Annotated in this window: 15 protein-coding genes and 2 pseudogenes; 4 read left to right on the top strand and 13 right to left on the bottom strand. The window is 58.9% G+C overall.

Annotated elements, in window-relative coordinates; translation table 11 throughout:
- Positions 1–62: 62 nt before the first annotated feature.
- The 3 genes from JET14_RS21460 (at position 63) to JET14_RS21450 (ending at position 2,398) form a co-directional block, all read left to right on the top strand.
- Positions 63–764: an IS6 family transposase gene (locus JET14_RS21460; protein ID WP_200338300.1), complete on the top strand. Its 702-nt coding sequence runs from the start codon at positions 63–65 to the stop codon at positions 762–764.
- 450 nt (positions 765–1,214) lie between these two features.
- Positions 1,215–1,337 carry a putative transporter small subunit gene (locus JET14_RS23000; RefSeq protein ID WP_210342054.1) on the top strand — a complete coding sequence of 41 codons (123 nt, stop codon included), beginning with the start codon at positions 1,215–1,217 and terminating at the stop codon, positions 1,335–1,337.
- 263 nt (positions 1,338–1,600) lie between these two features.
- A complete protein-coding gene (locus tag JET14_RS21450; protein WP_200338221.1) occupies positions 1,601–2,398 on the top strand; it encodes a DMT family transporter in 798 nt (265 codons plus the stop codon).
- An 11-nt stretch (positions 2,399–2,409) separates the two neighbouring features.
- Here the strand turns inward: JET14_RS21450 and JET14_RS21445 are convergent, their stop codons facing one another.
- From JET14_RS21445 to JET14_RS21415, 7 genes and pseudogenes are all read right to left on the bottom strand, one after another.
- Positions 2,410–3,288, bottom strand: a complete 879-nt coding sequence (locus tag JET14_RS21445; protein ID WP_246750655.1) for a TniB family NTP-binding protein — start codon at positions 3,286–3,288, stop codon at positions 2,410–2,412.
- Positions 3,288–4,904: a Mu transposase C-terminal domain-containing protein gene (locus JET14_RS21440; RefSeq protein WP_200338219.1), complete on the bottom strand. Its 1,617-nt coding sequence runs from the start codon at positions 4,902–4,904 to the stop codon at positions 3,288–3,290. Before JET14_RS21440 ends, JET14_RS21445 begins: the two co-directional genes overlap by 1 nt.
- 334 nt (positions 4,905–5,238) lie before the next feature.
- Positions 5,239–6,099 (bottom strand): F510_1955 family glycosylhydrolase, encoded by an 861-nt coding sequence (locus tag JET14_RS21435; protein WP_200338218.1) that lies wholly within the window; start codon positions 6,097–6,099, stop codon positions 5,239–5,241.
- 57 nt (positions 6,100–6,156) lie between these two features.
- A complete protein-coding gene (locus JET14_RS21430; protein WP_018065782.1) occupies positions 6,157–7,617 on the bottom strand; it encodes a multicopper oxidase family protein in 1,461 nt (486 codons plus the stop codon).
- A 64-nt stretch (positions 7,618–7,681) separates the two neighbouring features.
- Positions 7,682–8,053 (bottom strand): hypothetical protein, encoded by a 372-nt coding sequence (locus JET14_RS21425; protein WP_200338217.1) that lies wholly within the window; start codon positions 8,051–8,053, stop codon positions 7,682–7,684.
- A 293-nt stretch (positions 8,054–8,346) separates the two neighbouring features.
- The gene (gene istB / locus JET14_RS21420; RefSeq protein WP_026173652.1) at positions 8,347–9,105 is read right to left on the bottom strand and encodes an IS21-like element helper ATPase IstB; all 759 of its coding nucleotides are present in this window, start codon (positions 9,103–9,105) and stop codon (positions 8,347–8,349) included.
- Positions 9,102–9,908 (bottom strand): annotated as a pseudogene (locus JET14_RS21415) (Mu transposase domain-containing protein); the annotation flags it as partial. The gene istB and the pseudogene JET14_RS21415, both read right to left, overlap by 4 nt.
- 253 nt (positions 9,909–10,161) lie before the next feature.
- Here JET14_RS21415 and JET14_RS21410 point away from each other — a divergent pair.
- Entirely contained in the window at positions 10,162–11,391 is a 1,230-nt protein-coding gene (locus JET14_RS21410) for an IS110 family transposase (RefSeq protein ID WP_018065785.1), read from the top strand.
- 99 nt (positions 11,392–11,490) lie between these two features.
- On the opposite strand, the pseudogene istA reads toward JET14_RS21410, so the two are convergent.
- From istA to JET14_RS21380, 6 genes and pseudogenes are all read right to left on the bottom strand, one after another.
- Positions 11,491–12,198: pseudogene (gene istA, locus JET14_RS21405) on the bottom strand (IS21 family transposase); the annotation flags it as partial.
- Between the two features lie 180 nt (positions 12,199–12,378).
- Positions 12,379–13,722: an APC family permease gene (locus JET14_RS21400; RefSeq protein WP_018065787.1), complete on the bottom strand. Its 1,344-nt coding sequence runs from the start codon at positions 13,720–13,722 to the stop codon at positions 12,379–12,381.
- A gap of 108 nt (positions 13,723–13,830) precedes the next feature.
- Positions 13,831–14,535: a ferric reductase-like transmembrane domain-containing protein gene (locus JET14_RS21395; RefSeq protein WP_155122304.1), complete on the bottom strand. Its 705-nt coding sequence runs from the start codon at positions 14,533–14,535 to the stop codon at positions 13,831–13,833.
- 85 nt (positions 14,536–14,620) lie between these two features.
- The gene (locus tag JET14_RS21390; RefSeq protein ID WP_018065789.1) at positions 14,621–15,274 is read right to left on the bottom strand and encodes a methyltransferase family protein; all 654 of its coding nucleotides are present in this window, start codon (positions 15,272–15,274) and stop codon (positions 14,621–14,623) included.
- The gene (locus tag JET14_RS23075) at positions 15,274–15,396 is read right to left on the bottom strand and encodes a DUF2933 domain-containing protein (RefSeq protein WP_230802127.1); all 123 of its coding nucleotides are present in this window, start codon (positions 15,394–15,396) and stop codon (positions 15,274–15,276) included. The genes JET14_RS21390 and JET14_RS23075 overlap by 1 nt, the downstream gene beginning before the upstream one ends.
- 162 nt (positions 15,397–15,558) lie before the next feature.
- Positions 15,559–17,853, bottom strand: a complete 2,295-nt coding sequence (locus JET14_RS21380) for a copper-transporting P-type ATPase (protein WP_235726838.1) — start codon at positions 17,851–17,853, stop codon at positions 15,559–15,561.
- Between the last annotated feature and the right edge of the window lie 40 nt (positions 17,854–17,893).

Raw genomic sequence — 17,893 nt, 5'->3', positions numbered from 1 at the left:
GAAGGCTCAGGAGGGCATCGTCAACTTAACGAAGCTTGGACCTGAATGTGGGATGCTCGGCCATGACTGACCGAGATCCTCTTTACCGCCGCCATCGTTTTCCACCCGAAATCATCGCCCATGCGGTGTGGCTCTATTTCCGCTTTCCCCTGAGCCTGCGGATGGTAGAGGATTTGTTGGCGGCGCGTGGCATCATTGTCTCGCATCAGACCGACAGACTGTGGGCGGAGAAGTTTGGCCGGACCTTCGCCAACGAGATCCGTCGCCGGTCATCCGGGCGGCTTGGTGATAAGTGGCACCTAGATGAGGCCGTTATCTCGATCCGGGGCAAGAAGCATTGGCTATGGCGCGCCGTGGATCAGGACGGTTTCGTCCTGGAGGTCCTGGTGCAAAGCCGCCGCGACACCAAGGCGGCCAAGCGCCTGATGCGCAAGCTTTTGAAAGGCCAGGGACGATCGCCGCGCGTGATGATCACCGACAAGCTTCGCTCCTATGCAGCCGCAAAGCAGAAAATCATGCACGGCGTCGAGCACCGCTCGCATAAGGGCCTGAACAATCGGGCGGAGAATTCCCACCAGCCAGTCCGACGGCGAGAGCGGATCATGAAGCGCTTCAAGTCAAAGCGACATCTCCAACGCTTCGTTTCCATTCACGATCCGATCGCCAACCTCTTCCACATCCCTCGCCACGACATTTCCACCAGCCACCATCGCGAACTGCGCGCCTCAGCCATGAGCATATGGGCGGAAATCGCTCGGATTTAGTCGACAAGTCGAGCAACCGGGCAAACCAGAGCCTATCGGGTGTTAAGTTTACGGTGCCAGACGGAGACATCCCCCAGGAGCATTGACCTAGCAGCCGCAAGTAAGGGCGCAGCCCCATCCATCATGCGGTTCTCGGCTGAGTGCCTTTAAGCGGGAGGCGTCTCGAAATGGCCTTGTTTCACGAAGCCTGTCGGGGATTCACATTGGCATGCCCTTTTGTGTGGTCCGGTTTCAATCTTAGCCTTTGACGGGTCAGGACCCTGCCTCCGCGACGTTGCGGCCACCGTGTGGGGGGCATGTAGCGGGCAACCTCGCCACCGCCCCACGGAGAACCCGGCCAGCGCCCGCATTCAGCCTTGGGCGGCCAGCCCCCGGCGCTGGTCTACTGGCAGAGAAATGATATCAACCAACCCGATCAGCAGGTGCAACGAGTAGCTTAATTTACGCCAGATCCTGTCCAAGAGATGGGGAGTAGCTCAGCCCCTCATCGTCGCAGGCGTCCTCTTTGTACTGGTCAGCGCATTCTGGAAGGAATGGCGCAAAGGCCGCAGCAAGGGCAGCAGTTTGATTTAGAAAAAGGCCGGCGACATCCGGGTCGCCGGCCAGTCCAACAGGGAAGAGGTCGGTCATGAACAACAACCGCCCCGTTCAGACATGGCCAGAGGCCGCGTCGTGTCAACCAGAAGATAAGATATGCCGCTCACGCCGTTGACAGTGGCCTCTTATCTCCCTTAGGCAGACTGTCTGCTTGCGATGGCGTCGCGAAGCACTTTCATCATTCAGTCCTGCACGCCCGGATCTTGAGCCGTAGCAAAGCTACGGCGAAGGAGTTCGAGATGTCTGTTATCGTTCAGGCGCCGCTGCGCCAGTCCTACCCCCCTCTGCTCGGCATGATCACCATGTCACTTGCAATGCTTCTTCTACCGGCAGGGGATGCCATCACAAAATCCCTGACGAGCGCTCTGCCACCGTCACAGATTGCGGCGGTCCGAGCCCTTGTGCAGGCTGGCTTTCTAGCTGGGGCTTTTATGCTGATGCGTCATCGCCTCTCAGGGCGTCCTTTCTCGATATGGTCGTTTCTCTCAGGCCAATGTGTTTCGGTTATCAGCCTGAGCCTGATTACAGCCTTCAAAACCATGCCCATTGCGACGGCTATCGCAATTTTTTTCGTTGAGCCGTTGCTCTTAACACTTCTCGCAGGATTTCTGCTCGGAGAAAAACCCGGACCGCATCGCTATGCTGCGATCGGAATCGGGATGTTAGGTGTTCTTCTGATCCTGCGACCAAATTTTGCAACCTTTGGTCTAACAGTTTTTCTGCCAGTCGCTGCCGCAGTCGCTTATGCGCTGAACATGATCATCACACGTAGGGCGACGCGAACTGCCTCCGCACTGACGTTCCAACTCGGGTCCGCTGCTTATGCTTGCATCACGCTGGTGTTGCTCATGCTGATGACCTCGGATCTACATAAGATGCTCAGCCGCCTAAACCCGCAGATTGCGTTGAGTCTCGCCGGGGCTGGCGTTCTGGCAGCGGCTATCGATTTGCACTCCAAACTGAGACTCGGTCAGTTTATACCAAAACGTTACACTTCAATTGAGACTCAAGCCCGAAAAGTCTCAATTGAAGTGTAACGTTTTGTCGGCTAGGCGAATGCCGCTTCTTTTTCCAAGGAAGGCTTCCAGGATTCAATGTTTTCATCGGTGATCCGCTCTGTGCCATCCTGAATGGCTTCAATTGCGAGTTCGTTGAGTATCCCAAACACACGTGCCGTTATGCCGTCGCCGAGACGGGAGAGGTGTCGCAGACTTTGGCTCGATAAGGCGGACGGAAGTTGGAGCGGTAGACTGCGCAGAATTGCGGTGACCAGTTCCTGAAACTCCTCATTTGCATTCCATCTAGGCAGCACAAACTGATCCAGGCGCCGTGCCAGTTGAGTGTCGCCGGCAATCGCGTCGCGGGCTTCGGACACACCAAGGCAGACGAGCGAGGCTTTGGTCTCGTTACTGAGATATCGCAACAGTTGGAGGATCACACGCTGTTCTCTCGGGGTTCCCGCAAGCAGGTTGTGAACCTCATCGAATACCAGAACGCGAACGTTATTGCTTTTCAGGAGGAGAACGGTCCTTATCTCAAGTTCCATGAGCGTCAGGCGTTCGTTGATGCTCGCTCCCATGGCCATCAGCAATTGCCCATATATTCGGCGTTCCGTAGGTCGTGACGTCAGTGTGATTGCCAGCACTGGCATACTCTCAACACCGGTGCTGTGATTAATAACTGGTGGGTGATCACGTTTGAACTTTTCCACCAGCATAGTTTTGCCCATGCCGCTATGGCCATAAATTGCAAGCCCCGGCGGACGCGTTGATGGTGGATGGTCGCAAAGTCCATCAAGATGCCGCAACACACGACGGGCGCGATCAAAACCGACCCAACGATCAGATCGAATGGCACGAATCCGTGTTTCGTTTGGTGCGTTGGCAAGTGCTGCGGCGCCGGGCGCTAAATGCGTGAATTCAATCATCAATCCCAAAATTCCGTGTCGTCGCCTGAAGCAGTTGGTTTGGTCATATCTATGGTCGTGACATGGCCGCTTTCCTTTTGGTCCTGTTTAACAGGTCTTCGCGCGGTACTCCGGCGCGCTTTAGCGCTTGAGGATGCGGCAATGTCCTCAATCTGTCGCTGTTTTGCGATCGCTGCAAAAATAACGTCTTCCTGTAACTCACGCCGTCCCTGGTCTCGCAGCCTTTTCTTGGCGTGTTTCCATTCCCACCATGAGACCGGCGGATAGGCGAGATTTCGATACCGCGCCTCTACAAACCGGCCGTCCGACTGGCGAACGAATATCCGGGAAAGGTCTCGTGGATCATATTTGATCTCAAGCTCTGCACCCCGGCCGACATCCCGTGATAGGGCGTCCGACCAGTAGCGAATCTTCTCCAGGTGAATGCCGTCCTTCAGCAGGCGCCTCCGGTCGCCTGGCAGGAAGCTGGTCCAGAACGCCATTCGGTCCGGCGGCAAGTCGAAATCGACTTCACCTTGCCGTTCGCGCCATAGGGCCAGGGGAGGGCGCAACAGTGAGGCGTGAATACGTTGATGGTATTTCCCAACGATTTCCAGTGCGATCCACTTTTCCAGTTCGCGTAATGTAAAGGTCGCACGGTCCTCGGAATCGTAATCACCCCTGATTTTCACATTGCTGAACGTTGTCCCTGGCAGCAGATGAACAGCTCCCATCATCGTTCCGATCAGCCGCTCGATGTGTCCACCGAAGCGCGGTGTCGCTGGCGGTCTAAACTGCAGTTTGATGCCATATTCCTTGCAAGCGTCGGCGAGCGCGCGCGATCTGAATTCGGCGCCATTGTCGCAATGGAGAACCGTGGGTAGTCCGGCGACGGGCCAGGGAATATCAATGCCCCTCTCGTCCAGCCATGCCGTTTTGTCGTAAACCGCGTGCAGGAGGCAAAGGCCAACAGACGTTCTGGACGGGGCTTCCAATGACAAATGGAAACCGGCGACCATTCTGGTGCAAACATCAATAGCAATTGTCAGCACTGGCCGTCCGATGGGCTGACGATACTGTTCATCGACAACGATGACATCGACGATTGTGTGGTCGATCTGCCAAAGAGCGTTCGGCTTGGCAACAGATAACTGGCCAGGACTTGGCGTTGATGCAGCTTCGATCTCTCGTTCCCCGCGCTTGCGGGCCGCGGAAATCGGGATCAGTTCCGAAACTCTCCGTTGCACTGTTCTACGGGCCGGAGCAGACAGGCCCTCTGCAAGGCAGACTTCCCGGATTCGTCGTAATAGTGCAGCAAAGCTCGGCCTTTCCTTCTTGAGCCATAAGTCATCCACTTGTTCGGCAATAACCCGCTCCGTTCTCGGGTCCAGACGGGTCACGCCTTCCTGCGTCCCGCGTTTTTTGGGTTTGAGGCTTGAGGTGCGCTGCGTTTTTCTAAACCGCGCAACGAGCCGAAATAACGTCGAGCGCGGAATACCATATTCTTCACGTGCCTCTGCGACCACCTCAGCATTTACCGTTCCACCGCTACGGCGCAAAAGATCTCGCAGGAATTCTTGTGGACCGTCGTCCCCAGTGTCCTGGCCGATTTTGGGGTCTTCGAGGGGTGAAATCATACACCGACATTACGGTCGATCGACCGGTCGATCAATCCCAATTTGAGTGTAACAAAAGCCCCCTGGAGTCTCGTTTGAAGTGAAAGGCGTTACACTTCAGTCTCACGCAAATCCTTGAAAACGCTCAAGGCGCGAGTCCCGGTTTCAAAGGCAAATCGACATGTCCCGGTCGAGATCCTGTCTGCCGGGCCAGGAGCTTACCAAGCGAGTGCCATTCTTCCCATGGCTGGGATCTGGGAGGTTCGAATTCGATTCGCTGATGAGTTCGGACAGATCGAACTTCGATGGTAGGACCCCTGCCTTGGGGGCGCCAATGCGCCCCCAATGCTCTTCGTCACAAAATCGATTTTACCGGTTCGCCTTCGGGTGACAGGACGACAAGGGCGTTTTGATCCGTCACGGCCACGAACCCTTCCTCGATGGACGTCAGATGCAACAGGTAAGTGTCGCCAAAGCCATCGGCGACAACAGAAAAGGCGAGGTCGTTCTCGCTCGCCGTGACTATCCCGACGCCAAGGATGAAGGCGACGACACCGGTCTCGTCTACGTGAATCGAAGAAACCGGGGCGCTGCTCTCATAGCTCCTAATCCACGTCCGGCCTGCATCTTCACTCTTGAAAAGTCCCGTGTTGGTGGCCGCGAATAGAGCGTTTGGCGCGATCGCGGAGGCAGCTAGATCGATAATGCCGTCGGGCAGAAGCCCGACTTCGTCCCAGCTGCGCCCACCGTCGTCGCTCTTCTGAAGGCTTGCGCCGTGGTGAACGCCGTAAAGTACGTCTGGATCAGCTTGGCTAACGGTCATTTGGTGGAAGTCGACGGGGCCGCCGACACCCTCGGCAACTTTCGTCCAGTTCTCACCACCATCCGTACTCATGATCACACCGAGATTGCCACCTGTAATCGGATGGCCACTTGCCCAAAACCTTCCAGCATCGGCAGGGTGGTGCGAGAAGCCCATGAAGTCGTCGCGGCTGTCTCCCAGCAGATGTGCTGTCTCCTGATCGAGATTGACAGCCCATAAGCCGTGGTGCGTCGCCATCAGGATACGGCTCGAATTCAGCTCAGGTGCCAGGCCGTGAACGTGGGTCTGCTTAAGGACTTCGCTCAGCGGGCGGGCTTCCTGGCTCAGTGCGATGTGTGGCGAAACCAGCAACGCGGCGACCAATGCGACCGAAGCAGTCTTGAAAAATGACATGGTCATCTCCTCAAATGTCAGTGCCGACCCCGTTGTTCGAGGCCGGCTGGTTTCGGCTCAAGTCTCGACGCGGAATTCGGTCATCATGCCCGTTGAGAGGTGAGGCATATGGTGACAATGGAGCATCCACCTTGCCGCTTCGCCCGCATCAATGGCGATTGTCACGCTCGCCATCGGCGGCACGTAAACTGTGTCGCGCACCGCGCCCCAAAAACGACGCGATCCGTGACCCACGACTTGAAAGGCGTGGCCATGCAGGTGCATCGGGTGGCCCATCATCGACATGTTGTGGAAAGTGAGTTCGACACGCTCACCGCTTTTGGCGACGATCGGTTCATGTTCGCCCCAGCCGCGACCGTCGATGGTCCAGACATAGGGGGACATGGTCCCTTCCAGCATCACCATCCGACTATTGGAAACCGTCCGTTCGGGCAGAGGGTCGAGAGCCTGTAAAGCTGCCTCTTGCGAGAAATCGACGTCGAACGCCGGGGCAGCAGTATCGCTCATTCCTGACATCGTCGGGACTGCTGCTCCTCGCGGTGCGAGGATCAGACCGGTGCGTTCCCGCTCACCTTCGCGCAGCGCCAGAATGGGGAACGCCCGGGACTCTGTGGGCAGATCAAGGTCGATGTCGAGACGCTGTCCCATAGCAAGGCCGAACCGACGTCCGGTGATGGGAGCGACCTTGTGGCCATCGACTGCTACTAGGCGCCCATCAACTCCGGTATCGATCCAGAAGGACGTCGCCGAAGACCCGTTAATGATGCGCAGCTTAACCCGTCCTCGGCGTTCGACATGCACGAGTTCGGGATCGTCCAGGGTCCGATCATTGACGAGGTACGCGTCGAAATCGAAATCGTTGAGGTCCATGGCCATCGTGGACATGCTCTCCATGTCGCTCATGTCCATTCGCTCCATATCCATGCCGCCATGATCCATCGGCATCGATGAACCGTGGCTCATATCCCCATGCCCGGTTCCGCTGGTAATCTCTTCGAGGATCGTTTCAGGGTTCTTGAAGGAAAAATCGTGAAGGAACATAACAACCTCCTGCCGATCCTCAGCTACGTCCTCTACGCTGCGGACGATGAGAGGGGCGGCAAGCAGGTTCATCTCCTGGATCGGCACGTGGCTGTGCATCCAATGGGTTCCTGCCAGAGGTTCGAAATCATAGGACCGGATTTCGCCACTAGCGAGTTTGGGCATCGGCATGTCGGGGACCCCGTCCTGCGCGTTGGGGGGAAGCTGTCCATGCCAGTGAATTATAGTCTCGACGTCCAGGCTGTTTTCGAGGGTGAGTGCGAAACGTTCGCCGGGATCGAGGGTAAGCCCCTGCCGCCCATCTGGGCCGGAAATGCCATAGACGGAGGCGGTCTTTCCATTGACCTCGATCGTGCGAGTGGAGGCGACGAGTCGGCGGACAGGTTCTTGGCCCTGACTTGCAAAAGGGAAAGCAGTGGATGCCGCAAGTGCGGCTGTCGCCGTGAGAAAGCCACGGCGGTTCAAGGTGATAGTCATTCCAATTATCCGATCTTTGCGCGCGAAGGCGCGACTGTACATTTCCGCCCAACAAGGCGGAGCTTCAGGCGAGGATCGGGTTGGATTTTGGAGGGCGGCGGCCCGGCTCGGGGCCGAAGGCCGGCCGGCCTATATCGTTAAATGGCGTAGACTTCAGCTCTAAGCTAAGTGGGTAGTTAAAGTCCAAGGCCGTTGGAAATGTTCCAGCAAGGGCGCACGCGGTTGCGCAAAGCGTGTTGTGGTGCAGCCCGGTCTTCTTGTTCTCGGGTCCGTGCCCGGTCATCGAAACCGTAGCATCCGCGCTGACCTGATGCGCCTTATGGTGCTGCACGAGACTGCCATCGCCGGACATCTGTGCCCACGACATGGCTGTCATCGACAGAACCACTGTGACAACAGCAACAATCCGCATGATGTACGAAGCGAGCACGAACATAGTCGAATAGTAATCCCGGGCGGAAACGCCATCAAGACGATCATGGTCGACCCCGGCGCGACACATTGCACCGGGGTCATGGCTATTGCTCTCTGGCGCCGTGGTCGCTTCGTTTCGCCGGCGCCGACACGACGGGCCTTGTACGATCGAACCTGTTCCCTTGTCAACGGCGGCGTAAAAACCGGCCACGGGGCGGAGCAAAAGTCGGCCACTTTGGACGCCGGTATGAGGCCCGCGGGAGGGCGTAGCCCGAGCGGGGGCCTCATACCGGCGTTGCGATTTTCTGAAGGGTTTCAGCCGGCCTTTCGGGCGCGGCTTTGGGCGAGACGATAGCTGTCGCCGTTCATTTCGAGAATGTTGACGTGATGGGTGACACGGTCGAGCAGAGCGCCGGTCAGTCGCTCCGAACCCAGAATTTCGGTCCATTCGTCAAAGGGCAGATTGCTGGTGAACAGGGTGGCGCCCCGTTCATAGCGTTGCGAGATCAGCTCGAACAGCAGTTCTGCGCCGGTCTTGGAGAGCGGCACGAAGCCGAGTTCGTCGATGATCAGCAGCTTGCATCCTGCCATCTGCTTTTGGAAACGTAAGAGACGCCGCTCGTCACGGGCTTCCATCATCTCACTGACCAGGGCAGCGGCTGTGGTGAAGCAAACGGACAGGCCCTTCTGGCAGGCGGCAAGGCCCAGGGCGAGCGCTATGTGCGTCTTGCCGGTTCCACTGGGGCCGAGAGCGATGACGTTCTCGCGACGCTCGATCCATTCGCAGCGGGCAAGTTCCAGAACCTGCATCTTGTTGAGCTTCGGGATGGCGGCAAAATCGAAACTGTCGAGACTTTTGACGACCGGGAATTTGGCTGCCTTGATACGCCGCTCGACCTTGCGACGATCCCGTTCGATCATCTCACGTTCGGCAAGCCGGGTAAGGTATCCGATATGATCGACGCCCTCGGTGGCGCAAAGCCGGGCCAGTTTCTGATACTCCCGTTGGAATGTTGGCAGCTTCAGGCTCTTGAGGTAGTGGGCAAGCAGGATATCAGGTGCTTCGGTGCTCATGCCGCTTCTCCCTTCCCCGATGACAGGAGGCCCATATACGCCTTCGCCGATGTCGTCTCGACGGTTGCTCTCGGCAGGTAGGGATAGATCGATAGATCCAGTCGCGGCGGCCGGCGCTCCACCCGGCAAAGAATCAGATGTTTGACGGCGTCGAAGCCGATCGCGCCGAGATGAATGGCCTGCTTCACCGCCGCATGCAGGTCGGCCATATCGAAGTTTTCCAGCAGTCGAAGTACCTGCACGTATTCCCGCCTGCCATGTTTTGCCATGCGGCCTTCCATCAGGCGGCACAGTGTGGCGAATTCCTCCGGCAGATCCCAGCCCTGCAAAGGGGCCGCCTGATCCAGCGCATTGATCTTCTGTTCGATCAGCGGCAGGTAATGAACAGGGTCGAAGATGACATCCTCCCGATCCCAGCTTCGGGGATGGCGAGCGATGACCTCGCTGCGGCAACCGATCACGACCTCATCGACATAGCCTCGGATCCAAACGTCCTGATGACCGTAGGCGGCGGGTACGGAATAATCGTTCGTCTTGTAGCGAACGAGAGACTGTGCCGTGACCTTGGCACTGGCCTGATCGCAGGCATCGAAGGGCGACGCTGGCAAGGGCTGCATGGCAGCCAGATCACGCTGCAGCCGTTCACCGATCGTCTCGCTCTCACCGCGCAGCCTGTCGCGCTGGCGCTTGCGGCACTGTTCTTCCAGAAAGGCATTGAACGCATCAAAGGTCGCAAACTGCGGGATGGGGACCATGAAGTTACGCCGGGCATAACCGACAAGGCCCTCGACGTTGCCCTTATCTGGCATGATCACGCTGACGCCTCGATATCTTTGCCGCACTTCGGTGGCAGGCGCTATGGTGAGACCATTCGGGATGTGGGGCGTCGGGAGCACGCGAGTGCGGGCAGGCCGAGCGAAAGACATGGGCTGCGAGCCCGAGCCTTTATATGGTCGCCCCTGCGGCTTACCCGAATGCGCTGCGAGCGCGGATCCGTAGTTGCCGTGTAGCCCGCCAGTTCCTGAGAAGAGGGATGACATAGCAAAGGAGGTAGATATGCGCATCATCGGCATGGATATCCACCGCGTCTTCGCCGAAGCGGTGGCCCTTGAAGATGGAGAAACCAAGCGACTTGGCCGGATCGGCATGACGCGGGAGCATCTGGAAGACTTTGCCAGAACACTTCTGCCGTCGGATCATGTCGTGGTGGAAGCGACCGGCAATGCGACCGCGGTTGTGGAGATTCTCGCTCCGCGCGTGGCAAGGGTGGCCGTGGCAAATCCGTTGCAGGTCCATCTGATCGCCAAGGCGAAGATCAAGACTGACGCGATCGACGCGCGCGTCCTGGCGCAACTCTACGCCGCCGGCTTCCTGCCGGAGGTCTGGATCCCGGACGCGGCAGCCTTGGCTCGCCGACGTCAGGTGACGCGCCGAACGCAACTTGTCCGGCAACGGACCCGTCTAAAATCGATCGTCCAGTCGATCCTGCACGCGAACCTGATTCCACCCTGCCCATTTGCCGATCTCTTCGGCGGCAAGGGGCGGATCTGGCTGCGGGCCCAGTATCTACCGGACGACGAGCGGGAGGCCATTGAACGGCACGTCGAGGAATATGACCGCCAGTCCGATGCACTGAAGGGAGTGGAACGTGACATTGCACGCGCCGCCTTGTCCGATCCGAACGTGACACGATTGATGACGATCCCGGGCATCGACATGGTGGTTGCTGTCGGATTGATGGCGGCGATCGGCAAAATCGAGCGTTTTGACAACCCCGACAAGCTGGTTGCCTATATCGGTCTCAATCCAAGCGTCCATCAATCTGGTGATGGCCCCGCCCATCATGGTCGGATCACCAAACGCGGACGCGCAAATGCCCGCCATTTACTTGTCGAAGCGGCCTGGCAGACCGTGCGAAGTCCAGGGCCGTTGCGTGCCTTCTACGAGCGCGTGCGGAGCAAACGCGGCAATCACATTGCCGCAGTGGCGGTTGCCCGTAAGCTGGCAGTAATCATCTGGCACCTGCTGACCAAAGGTGAAGACTACAGCTGGGTTCGCCCCTCGCTACATGCCAAGAAACTTCGTGACCTCGAACTGCGCGCCGGACATCCGCCGAGACGCGGCCAGAAAGGTGCCGGCTATGACTACAACATCACGCAACGTCGCCGGGAGGAGCGCAACCGCGCTCAGCAGGCCGAAGGCGCATATCGGCGAATGACCGACGGATGGCGACAACGAGGGGCCCGCTCAAAACCCACGGACGCCACAAATGAGGAGCGACGATGATCTGGCTGCGCCGCAGGGCTTGAACCTCATGCCCGGCCGTTCACCACGTGGTCGCCCGTGGGCCTGAAGAAAATACCACAATTTCTGTCGAAGGGGCTATTCGATCTCATCCGTGTCATTGCCCTTTCCGGGTCGGCCATAGCGATCCCGGATCAGATAATGGGACAGGAACCCGCTGAACAGTGTCGCCCGCTTGCGCGTGCCGTCAGGCAGGATACTCGCCACAAGGCAGCGGTCATTGTCATAAACGATCGACTGCGGCACGGCCCCGAAGAAGGCGAACGCATGGACGTGGCCATCGACCCAGGCCTCGGCCACCGCCGCCGGATAAGCCCGCACGTAGCAGCCGTCGCTATGCGGAAGATCGAGCACAAAGAACCGGGCTTTCTGCTCGATACCGCCGATCACCACCGTCGCCTCACCGAAATCAGCCTGCGCATGGCCGGGCGGATGAGAAAGCGGCACGAACACTTCCTGGCGACGCTGTTCCCGCTCGCGGATATAATCCTTGATGATCGTATAGCCGCCGGTGAACCCGCATTCGTCGCGAAGCCGGTCAAACACACGCTTGGCCGTATGGCGCTGTTTGCGCGGTACCTTCGCGTCTTCAGCCAACCAGTGGTCGATCGTCGAAACGAACGCGTCCAGCTTCGGTCGCCGGACTGGTGATTGTCGCTGATAGCCAGGAGGCGTCGAATACGTCAGCATCTTCGCTACGCTGTCGCGGGATATGTTGAAGTGTTTGGCTGCCTGACGTCGGCTCATCCCTTCCGAGACCGCCAGGCGAACCTTCAGATAAAGATCCACGGTGTAAATCCTCTGTCCCTCCTGCGCTCATTGCAGAAGGAAAATAGGTGGCCGGTTTTTACGCCGCCCGCGACCGAATTATTCCGCCGCTTCCGTGGCCGACTTTTGCACCGCCGATCTCAGATTGATCGCAATCGGTGCACAAGGCATCGCATTCCTTCAGGGCTAGATGATGGCTGGCTATTCACCGTGGGAATGCGCGGCCTGAGGTGCCAACCATCGCGACAAGTAAACGCGCTCGAAAGCGAAGACAGCGATCATTCCGACAGCCGCATACAGAACGATCATTGGATCACTTTGAAGCTTCATTACGGTGAAAGCTGCCAATACAATTGCATCGAGAGAGAGCGCAGACAAAAGCACGATACTGGAGGCGCCAACTTCGGTTCGACGATAGCGGAACACGCCCCAATGTATGATCATGTCCATGACGAGGTAAAAGAAGGCACCAAGGGATGCGATCCGTCCCAAATCAAAGAGCACGGCCAGCGTCGAGGCGATAACGACTGTATAGACCAGCATATGCCGCTGGACAGCCCCGGACATGCCAAAATGGCTGTGCGGGATCATTTTCATCTCCGTCAGCATGGTCAGCATCCGCGACACTGCGAAAACGCTGGCCAGCACGCCGGATGCTGTGGCCACGGCCGCCAACACGACCGTCAAGTAAAAGCCGACCTGCCCGAGTGCGGGCTCAGCCGCCTGGGCCAGCGAATAGTCGCGCGCGGCGATGATTTCGTCGATTGTCAGGCTCGCGCCCACGCCAAAGGCCACAAGCAGGTAGACCACCACGCAGATCGCGATGGACAGCATGATAGTGCGGCCCACATTGCGGTGGGGATCGGTGATTTCGCCGCCGCTGTTGGTGATCGTGGTAAAGCCCTTGAAGGCAAGGATCGCCAGCGCAACGGACGCGATGAAGCCTGTCACTCCAAAGGTCTCGGCCGTTTCTGACGCGGCGGCGAACTGAAACCCGCTTGACCAGAGTGCTGCGATACCGAACAGCGCGATGCCCCCGATCTTGATCGCCGCCATGACTAGAGAGAATAGCCCGACGGAGCGGTTTCCTGCGATGTTGACCAAGAATGCGAACACGATCACGGCAACCGCCAGAACGGGCACAAGTGGCCCGCCCGTGATATCCAAAGGCCGCAAGACATAAGTGGCGAATGTCCGTGCGACGAGGCTTTCCGCGATCACCATGCTGAGCGCCATCAAGAGCGCCGCTCCCGCCGCGACCGCCCCCGATCCATAGCATTTCTGAAGGATCATCGCGATGCCCCCTGCCGAGGGCCAGGCGTTCGACATCTTGATGTAGCTGTAAGCGCTGAAGCTGGTCACGATGGCACCAGCGATGAACGCGAGTGGAAATAGTGGTCCAGCCAGCTGGGCGATTTGTCCGGTCAGGGCAAAGATGCCCGCACCGATCATCACGCCCGTGCCCATGGCAACAGCTCCGCCAAGGCTGATCGAGCCTTCACGGTAGCCGTCGTTCCCATCGCGGTTTTTATCGTGTTTCTGCATTTCGATCTGCCTTGGTTGCTTTTTAGGTCGTTACGCCTCTGCGCATGCCCACCCGATCGGTTTCAGGCCGCCAGAAGTCCCGACCCTGGGCGTCTGATGAAATCGCGACTACTCCCGTTGCGAGGGTGCGCCGTAGATCCGCCGGGAAGTTTGCGAACGCCATGTGACTACAACGGCGGCCCCTTGCAGAGCGATAACTGACGCCACAAGGGCAACGAACGGCCATCGCGCCCAGTTTGGCTCAGGCATTTGGCGGTGGAAATCAAGAAAATGAAAGAACAAGAAATAGGCCGTGTGCAGCACTGCCAGCCACCACAGAACATAAGCGCCCTGCTGGATGTATTTCCACACGGACGTGCCAAGTACCCTTTGGCTGAAATTATTCGACGTACCGGCAAGCACAAAGCCGTAGAGCAGTGCCGCGATCCCAACCACATTGGCCAGCGCAAACCCGTGCTGAAGCATCACGTAGCGTTGCAGTTGGGGGTGATACTCAAAACCGAACAGCCGTGCAAAATCAAGCTCGACCCAGCCGATCAGTATTATGATGGTATGCACCGTCGCCGCCAGAACCGCATAAATACCGAGCTCGCGTCGGTACGGCATAAGCTTCCGTAAAAAGGGCGTAGACGACAAGCGTGCGAGCGGCCCAATCGCCATTGCAGCAACGATGAGCAGCAGTGAAAGATCCCCCAGCGCTCGGTTGTAGCGGTGCATCTCCGACCACTCGGCACACGAAGCAAGCAGCAGGTATCCCGTCAGCACGGACGTTCCTATGATTAGTACGCGCCGCAGAAGGGCGGGTTTTTTCATCATGGTTTCAGATACCGTATGTTTGCAGTCTTCCAAAGATGTTTTAGGCACGCAAATAGCACATCAGATCGGCTTTCGCTTCCAATCAGCGTTCAACATTCTGCAGAGTGTTGACGTTTGGTATGAAAGCCGGAACCCGGCTGGCATACCTGTCCCAGCTTTCGCCAAAACGGGCGCGACTGTCCCCCTCCTCGCCGCGGGCAAGCCGTGCGTACATCCAGACCAGCACCGGGAACATCGCGAGCGTCAGGAGGGTCGGCCATTGCACGAGAAAGCCCAGCATGATCAGCACGAACCCCACATACTGGGGATGGCGAATGCGGGCATAGGGGCCTGTCGTCGCAAGCAACCCCTGACGCTGCGCGTTCCACAGATGGTACCATGCCACGGATATGAGCCAGAAGCCGCCGCCGATAAAGACGAAGCTCAGGAGGTGGAACGGCCCGAAATGCGGGTTCGATTGCCAGCCGAACATCATTTCGGGGAGATGTCCGCTGTCGTGGGCAAACCAGTCTACCTCCGGCCAGGTCGATTGCAGCCAGCCGGAAAGAAAGAAGATGGTCAACGGGAACCCATACATCTCGGTGAAGAGAGCTACGACAAAGGCGCTGAACGCTCCAAAACTGCGCCAGTCGCGTTTTGTCTGCGGCTTGAAGAAACTGAAGGCGAAAATGATGAACACCGCCGAATTGATAAATACTAGCAGCCAGAGTCCATAGGAAGCACCTGCATCGGTCATTACTGGTCGTCTCCCTTACCGTGCCCGCCGTGGCCTCCATGACCGCCGTGCATAAAGAAGTGCATTCCAACGCAAAGCAGCAATGGCAGCCAGATCAGCAATCCGCTGCTCAGGATGTGCACCCGGTGCTCGTAACCCAGGAGAAGGCCGCCAACTGCCAGCGCAACGATCAGATAGATGCCGGCGCGTGATCGCCAGAATGAGGGCGGGCGGGGGGCATGCTCCGATTGACTTTGATTAACATGTGATGGATCAGGTTGATGGGTCACGTTGTGGCTTCCTTTCTAGATCTTTGCGCCGCGAAGGCGCAGCGAATTGAGCACCACCGAGATCGACGAGGCGCTCATGGCGAAGGCGGCAAACATCGGGCTGATGAGGATGCCGAAGAACGGAAACAGCACCCCCGCCGCGACAGGCACGCCAGAGGCGTTGTAGATCAGCGCGAAGAACAGGTTCTGCCGGATATTACGCATGGTGGCCCGTGCGAGCCGCCGAGCGCGCACGATACCGTCGAGGTTGCCCTTGACCAGTGTGATGCCCGCGCTTTCGATGGCCACATCGGCCCCGGTGCCCATGGCAATGCCGACATCGGCCTGTGCCAAGGCCGGTGCGTCATTGACGCCATCGCCGGCCATCGCGACCTTGCGGCCCTGCTGCTGCAATTCCTTGATGATCCGTGCCTTGTCCTCCGGCAGCACATCGGCCCGGATCTCGTCTATGCCCAGACGCGCGCCGATGGCCTTGGCCGTGCGTTCGTTGTCTCCGGTCGCCATGATAACGCGGAACCCCAATTCATGCAGATCCTTGATGGCGGCGGGTGTGGTTTCCTTCACCGGGTCAGCGACCCCGACAAGACCGGCGATCTTGCCATCCAGCACCACGAACATTACTGTCTCGCCCTCGTCGCGACGGGCATTTGCCTTGGCGGTCAGGTCGCCCGCCTCAAGGCCAAGGTCCCGGATCATCGCCAGATTGCCGAGCGCGACCGCTTTGCCGTCGACGACCCCCTTGACGCCCTTGCCGGTGACCGCCTCGAAGTCGTCGGCATTCGCCATCTTCACATCGCGCTCTTCCGCGCCGCGCACGATGGCCTCGGCAAGCGGGTGTTCCGATCCGCGCTCCAGCGATGCGGCGAGACGCAGGACCTCGGCCTCGTCGTGACCGGGTTGCGGCAGGACGGCGACAAGCTGCGGCTTGCCCATCGTCAACGTGCCGGTCTTGTCGACGATCAGGGTATCGACCTTCTCGAACCGCTCCAGCGCCTCGGCGTTCTTGATAAGTACCCCGGCCTGGGCCCCCCGCCCCGTCGCCGTCATGATCGACATCGGCGTGGCGAGGCCGAGCGCACAGGGACAGGCGATGATCAACACGGCGACAGCCGAGATCAATGCGTAGGACAGCGCAGGCGCGGGCCCCCAGATCGCCCATGCGATGAAGGACAGGAGCGCGATACCGATCACGGCCGGAACGAAATATCCCGCCACTTTGTCGGCATACTTCTGGATCGGTGCGCGCGACCGTTGCGCGTTGGAGACCATCTCGACGATCTGCGCCAGCATCGTGTCGGATCCGACCCGCGTCGCCTCCATCACGAGGCTGCCGGTGCCGTTGATGGTGGCACCGGTCAACGGGTCGCCCTCGGTCTTCTCGACTGGCACGGGTTCTCCGGAGATCATGCTTTCGTCGACTGAGGACCGGCCTTCCAGAACCACGCCATCTACCGGCACCTTGTCTCCGGGACGCACGCGCAGCCGGTCGCCGACCTGCACATCCTCCAGCGGAATCTCCTCTTCGGATCCGTCGTCCCGGATGACCCGCGCGGTCTTTGCCGCCATGTCGAGAAGCGCGCGGATCGCCTTGCCAGTGCCTTCACGGGCGCGCAATTCCATCACCTGGCCAAGCAGCACAAGCGTCACGATCACCGCCGCCGCCTCGAAATAGACGCCGACATGACCTTCGGCGTCGCGAAATCCGTCCGGGAATATGCCGGGTGCCAGAACGGCGACGACGCTGAAGAGCCAGGCCGCGATTACCCCCATACCGATCAGGGAGAACATGTTGAGATTCATCGTCCGGAACGAATTCCAGCCCCGAACCAGAAACGGCCAGCCGCACCAAAGAACAACCGGGGTTCCGAGAACCAACTCGATCCAGAGGGTTGCGCGCTCGCCGAGAATCTCTCGCACTTCCGGGAAGCCGAGATAGGGACCCATGGTGAGGATCAGAAGCGGAATGGTCAGTACCGTGCCAACCCAGAAACGCCGGGTGAAATCCACCAGTTCGGGGTTCGGGCCGTCGTCCATCGGGACCCCGGACTCAAGCTCCAGCCCCATTCCGCAGATCGGGCAGGAGCCGTGCTCGACCTGGCGAACCTGCGGGTGCATCGGACAGGTGTAGACGGCGCCGTCATAGCCCTCCGGGACGGTATCGTATCTGCCGTCCGCCGGGGCGGCACCAGCGTTATGGTCATGACCGTGGTGATCATGCCCGGCATGGCTGTCGAGCTCCGCCTCGGGCACAAGATGCATCCCGCATTTCGGGCAATCGCCCGGACCGTTCTGCCGTACCTCAGGGTGCATCGGGCAGGCGTAAATGTTGGATTCGGTTTCATGTGAAGCA

This window comes from Martelella lutilitoris, from assembly GCF_016598595.1.
Lineage (GTDB): Bacteria > Pseudomonadota > Alphaproteobacteria > Rhizobiales > Rhizobiaceae > Martelella > Martelella lutilitoris_A.
The sequence above is the reverse complement of the archived record's forward strand: the minus strand, read 5'-3'. Positions and strand labels throughout refer to the sequence as shown.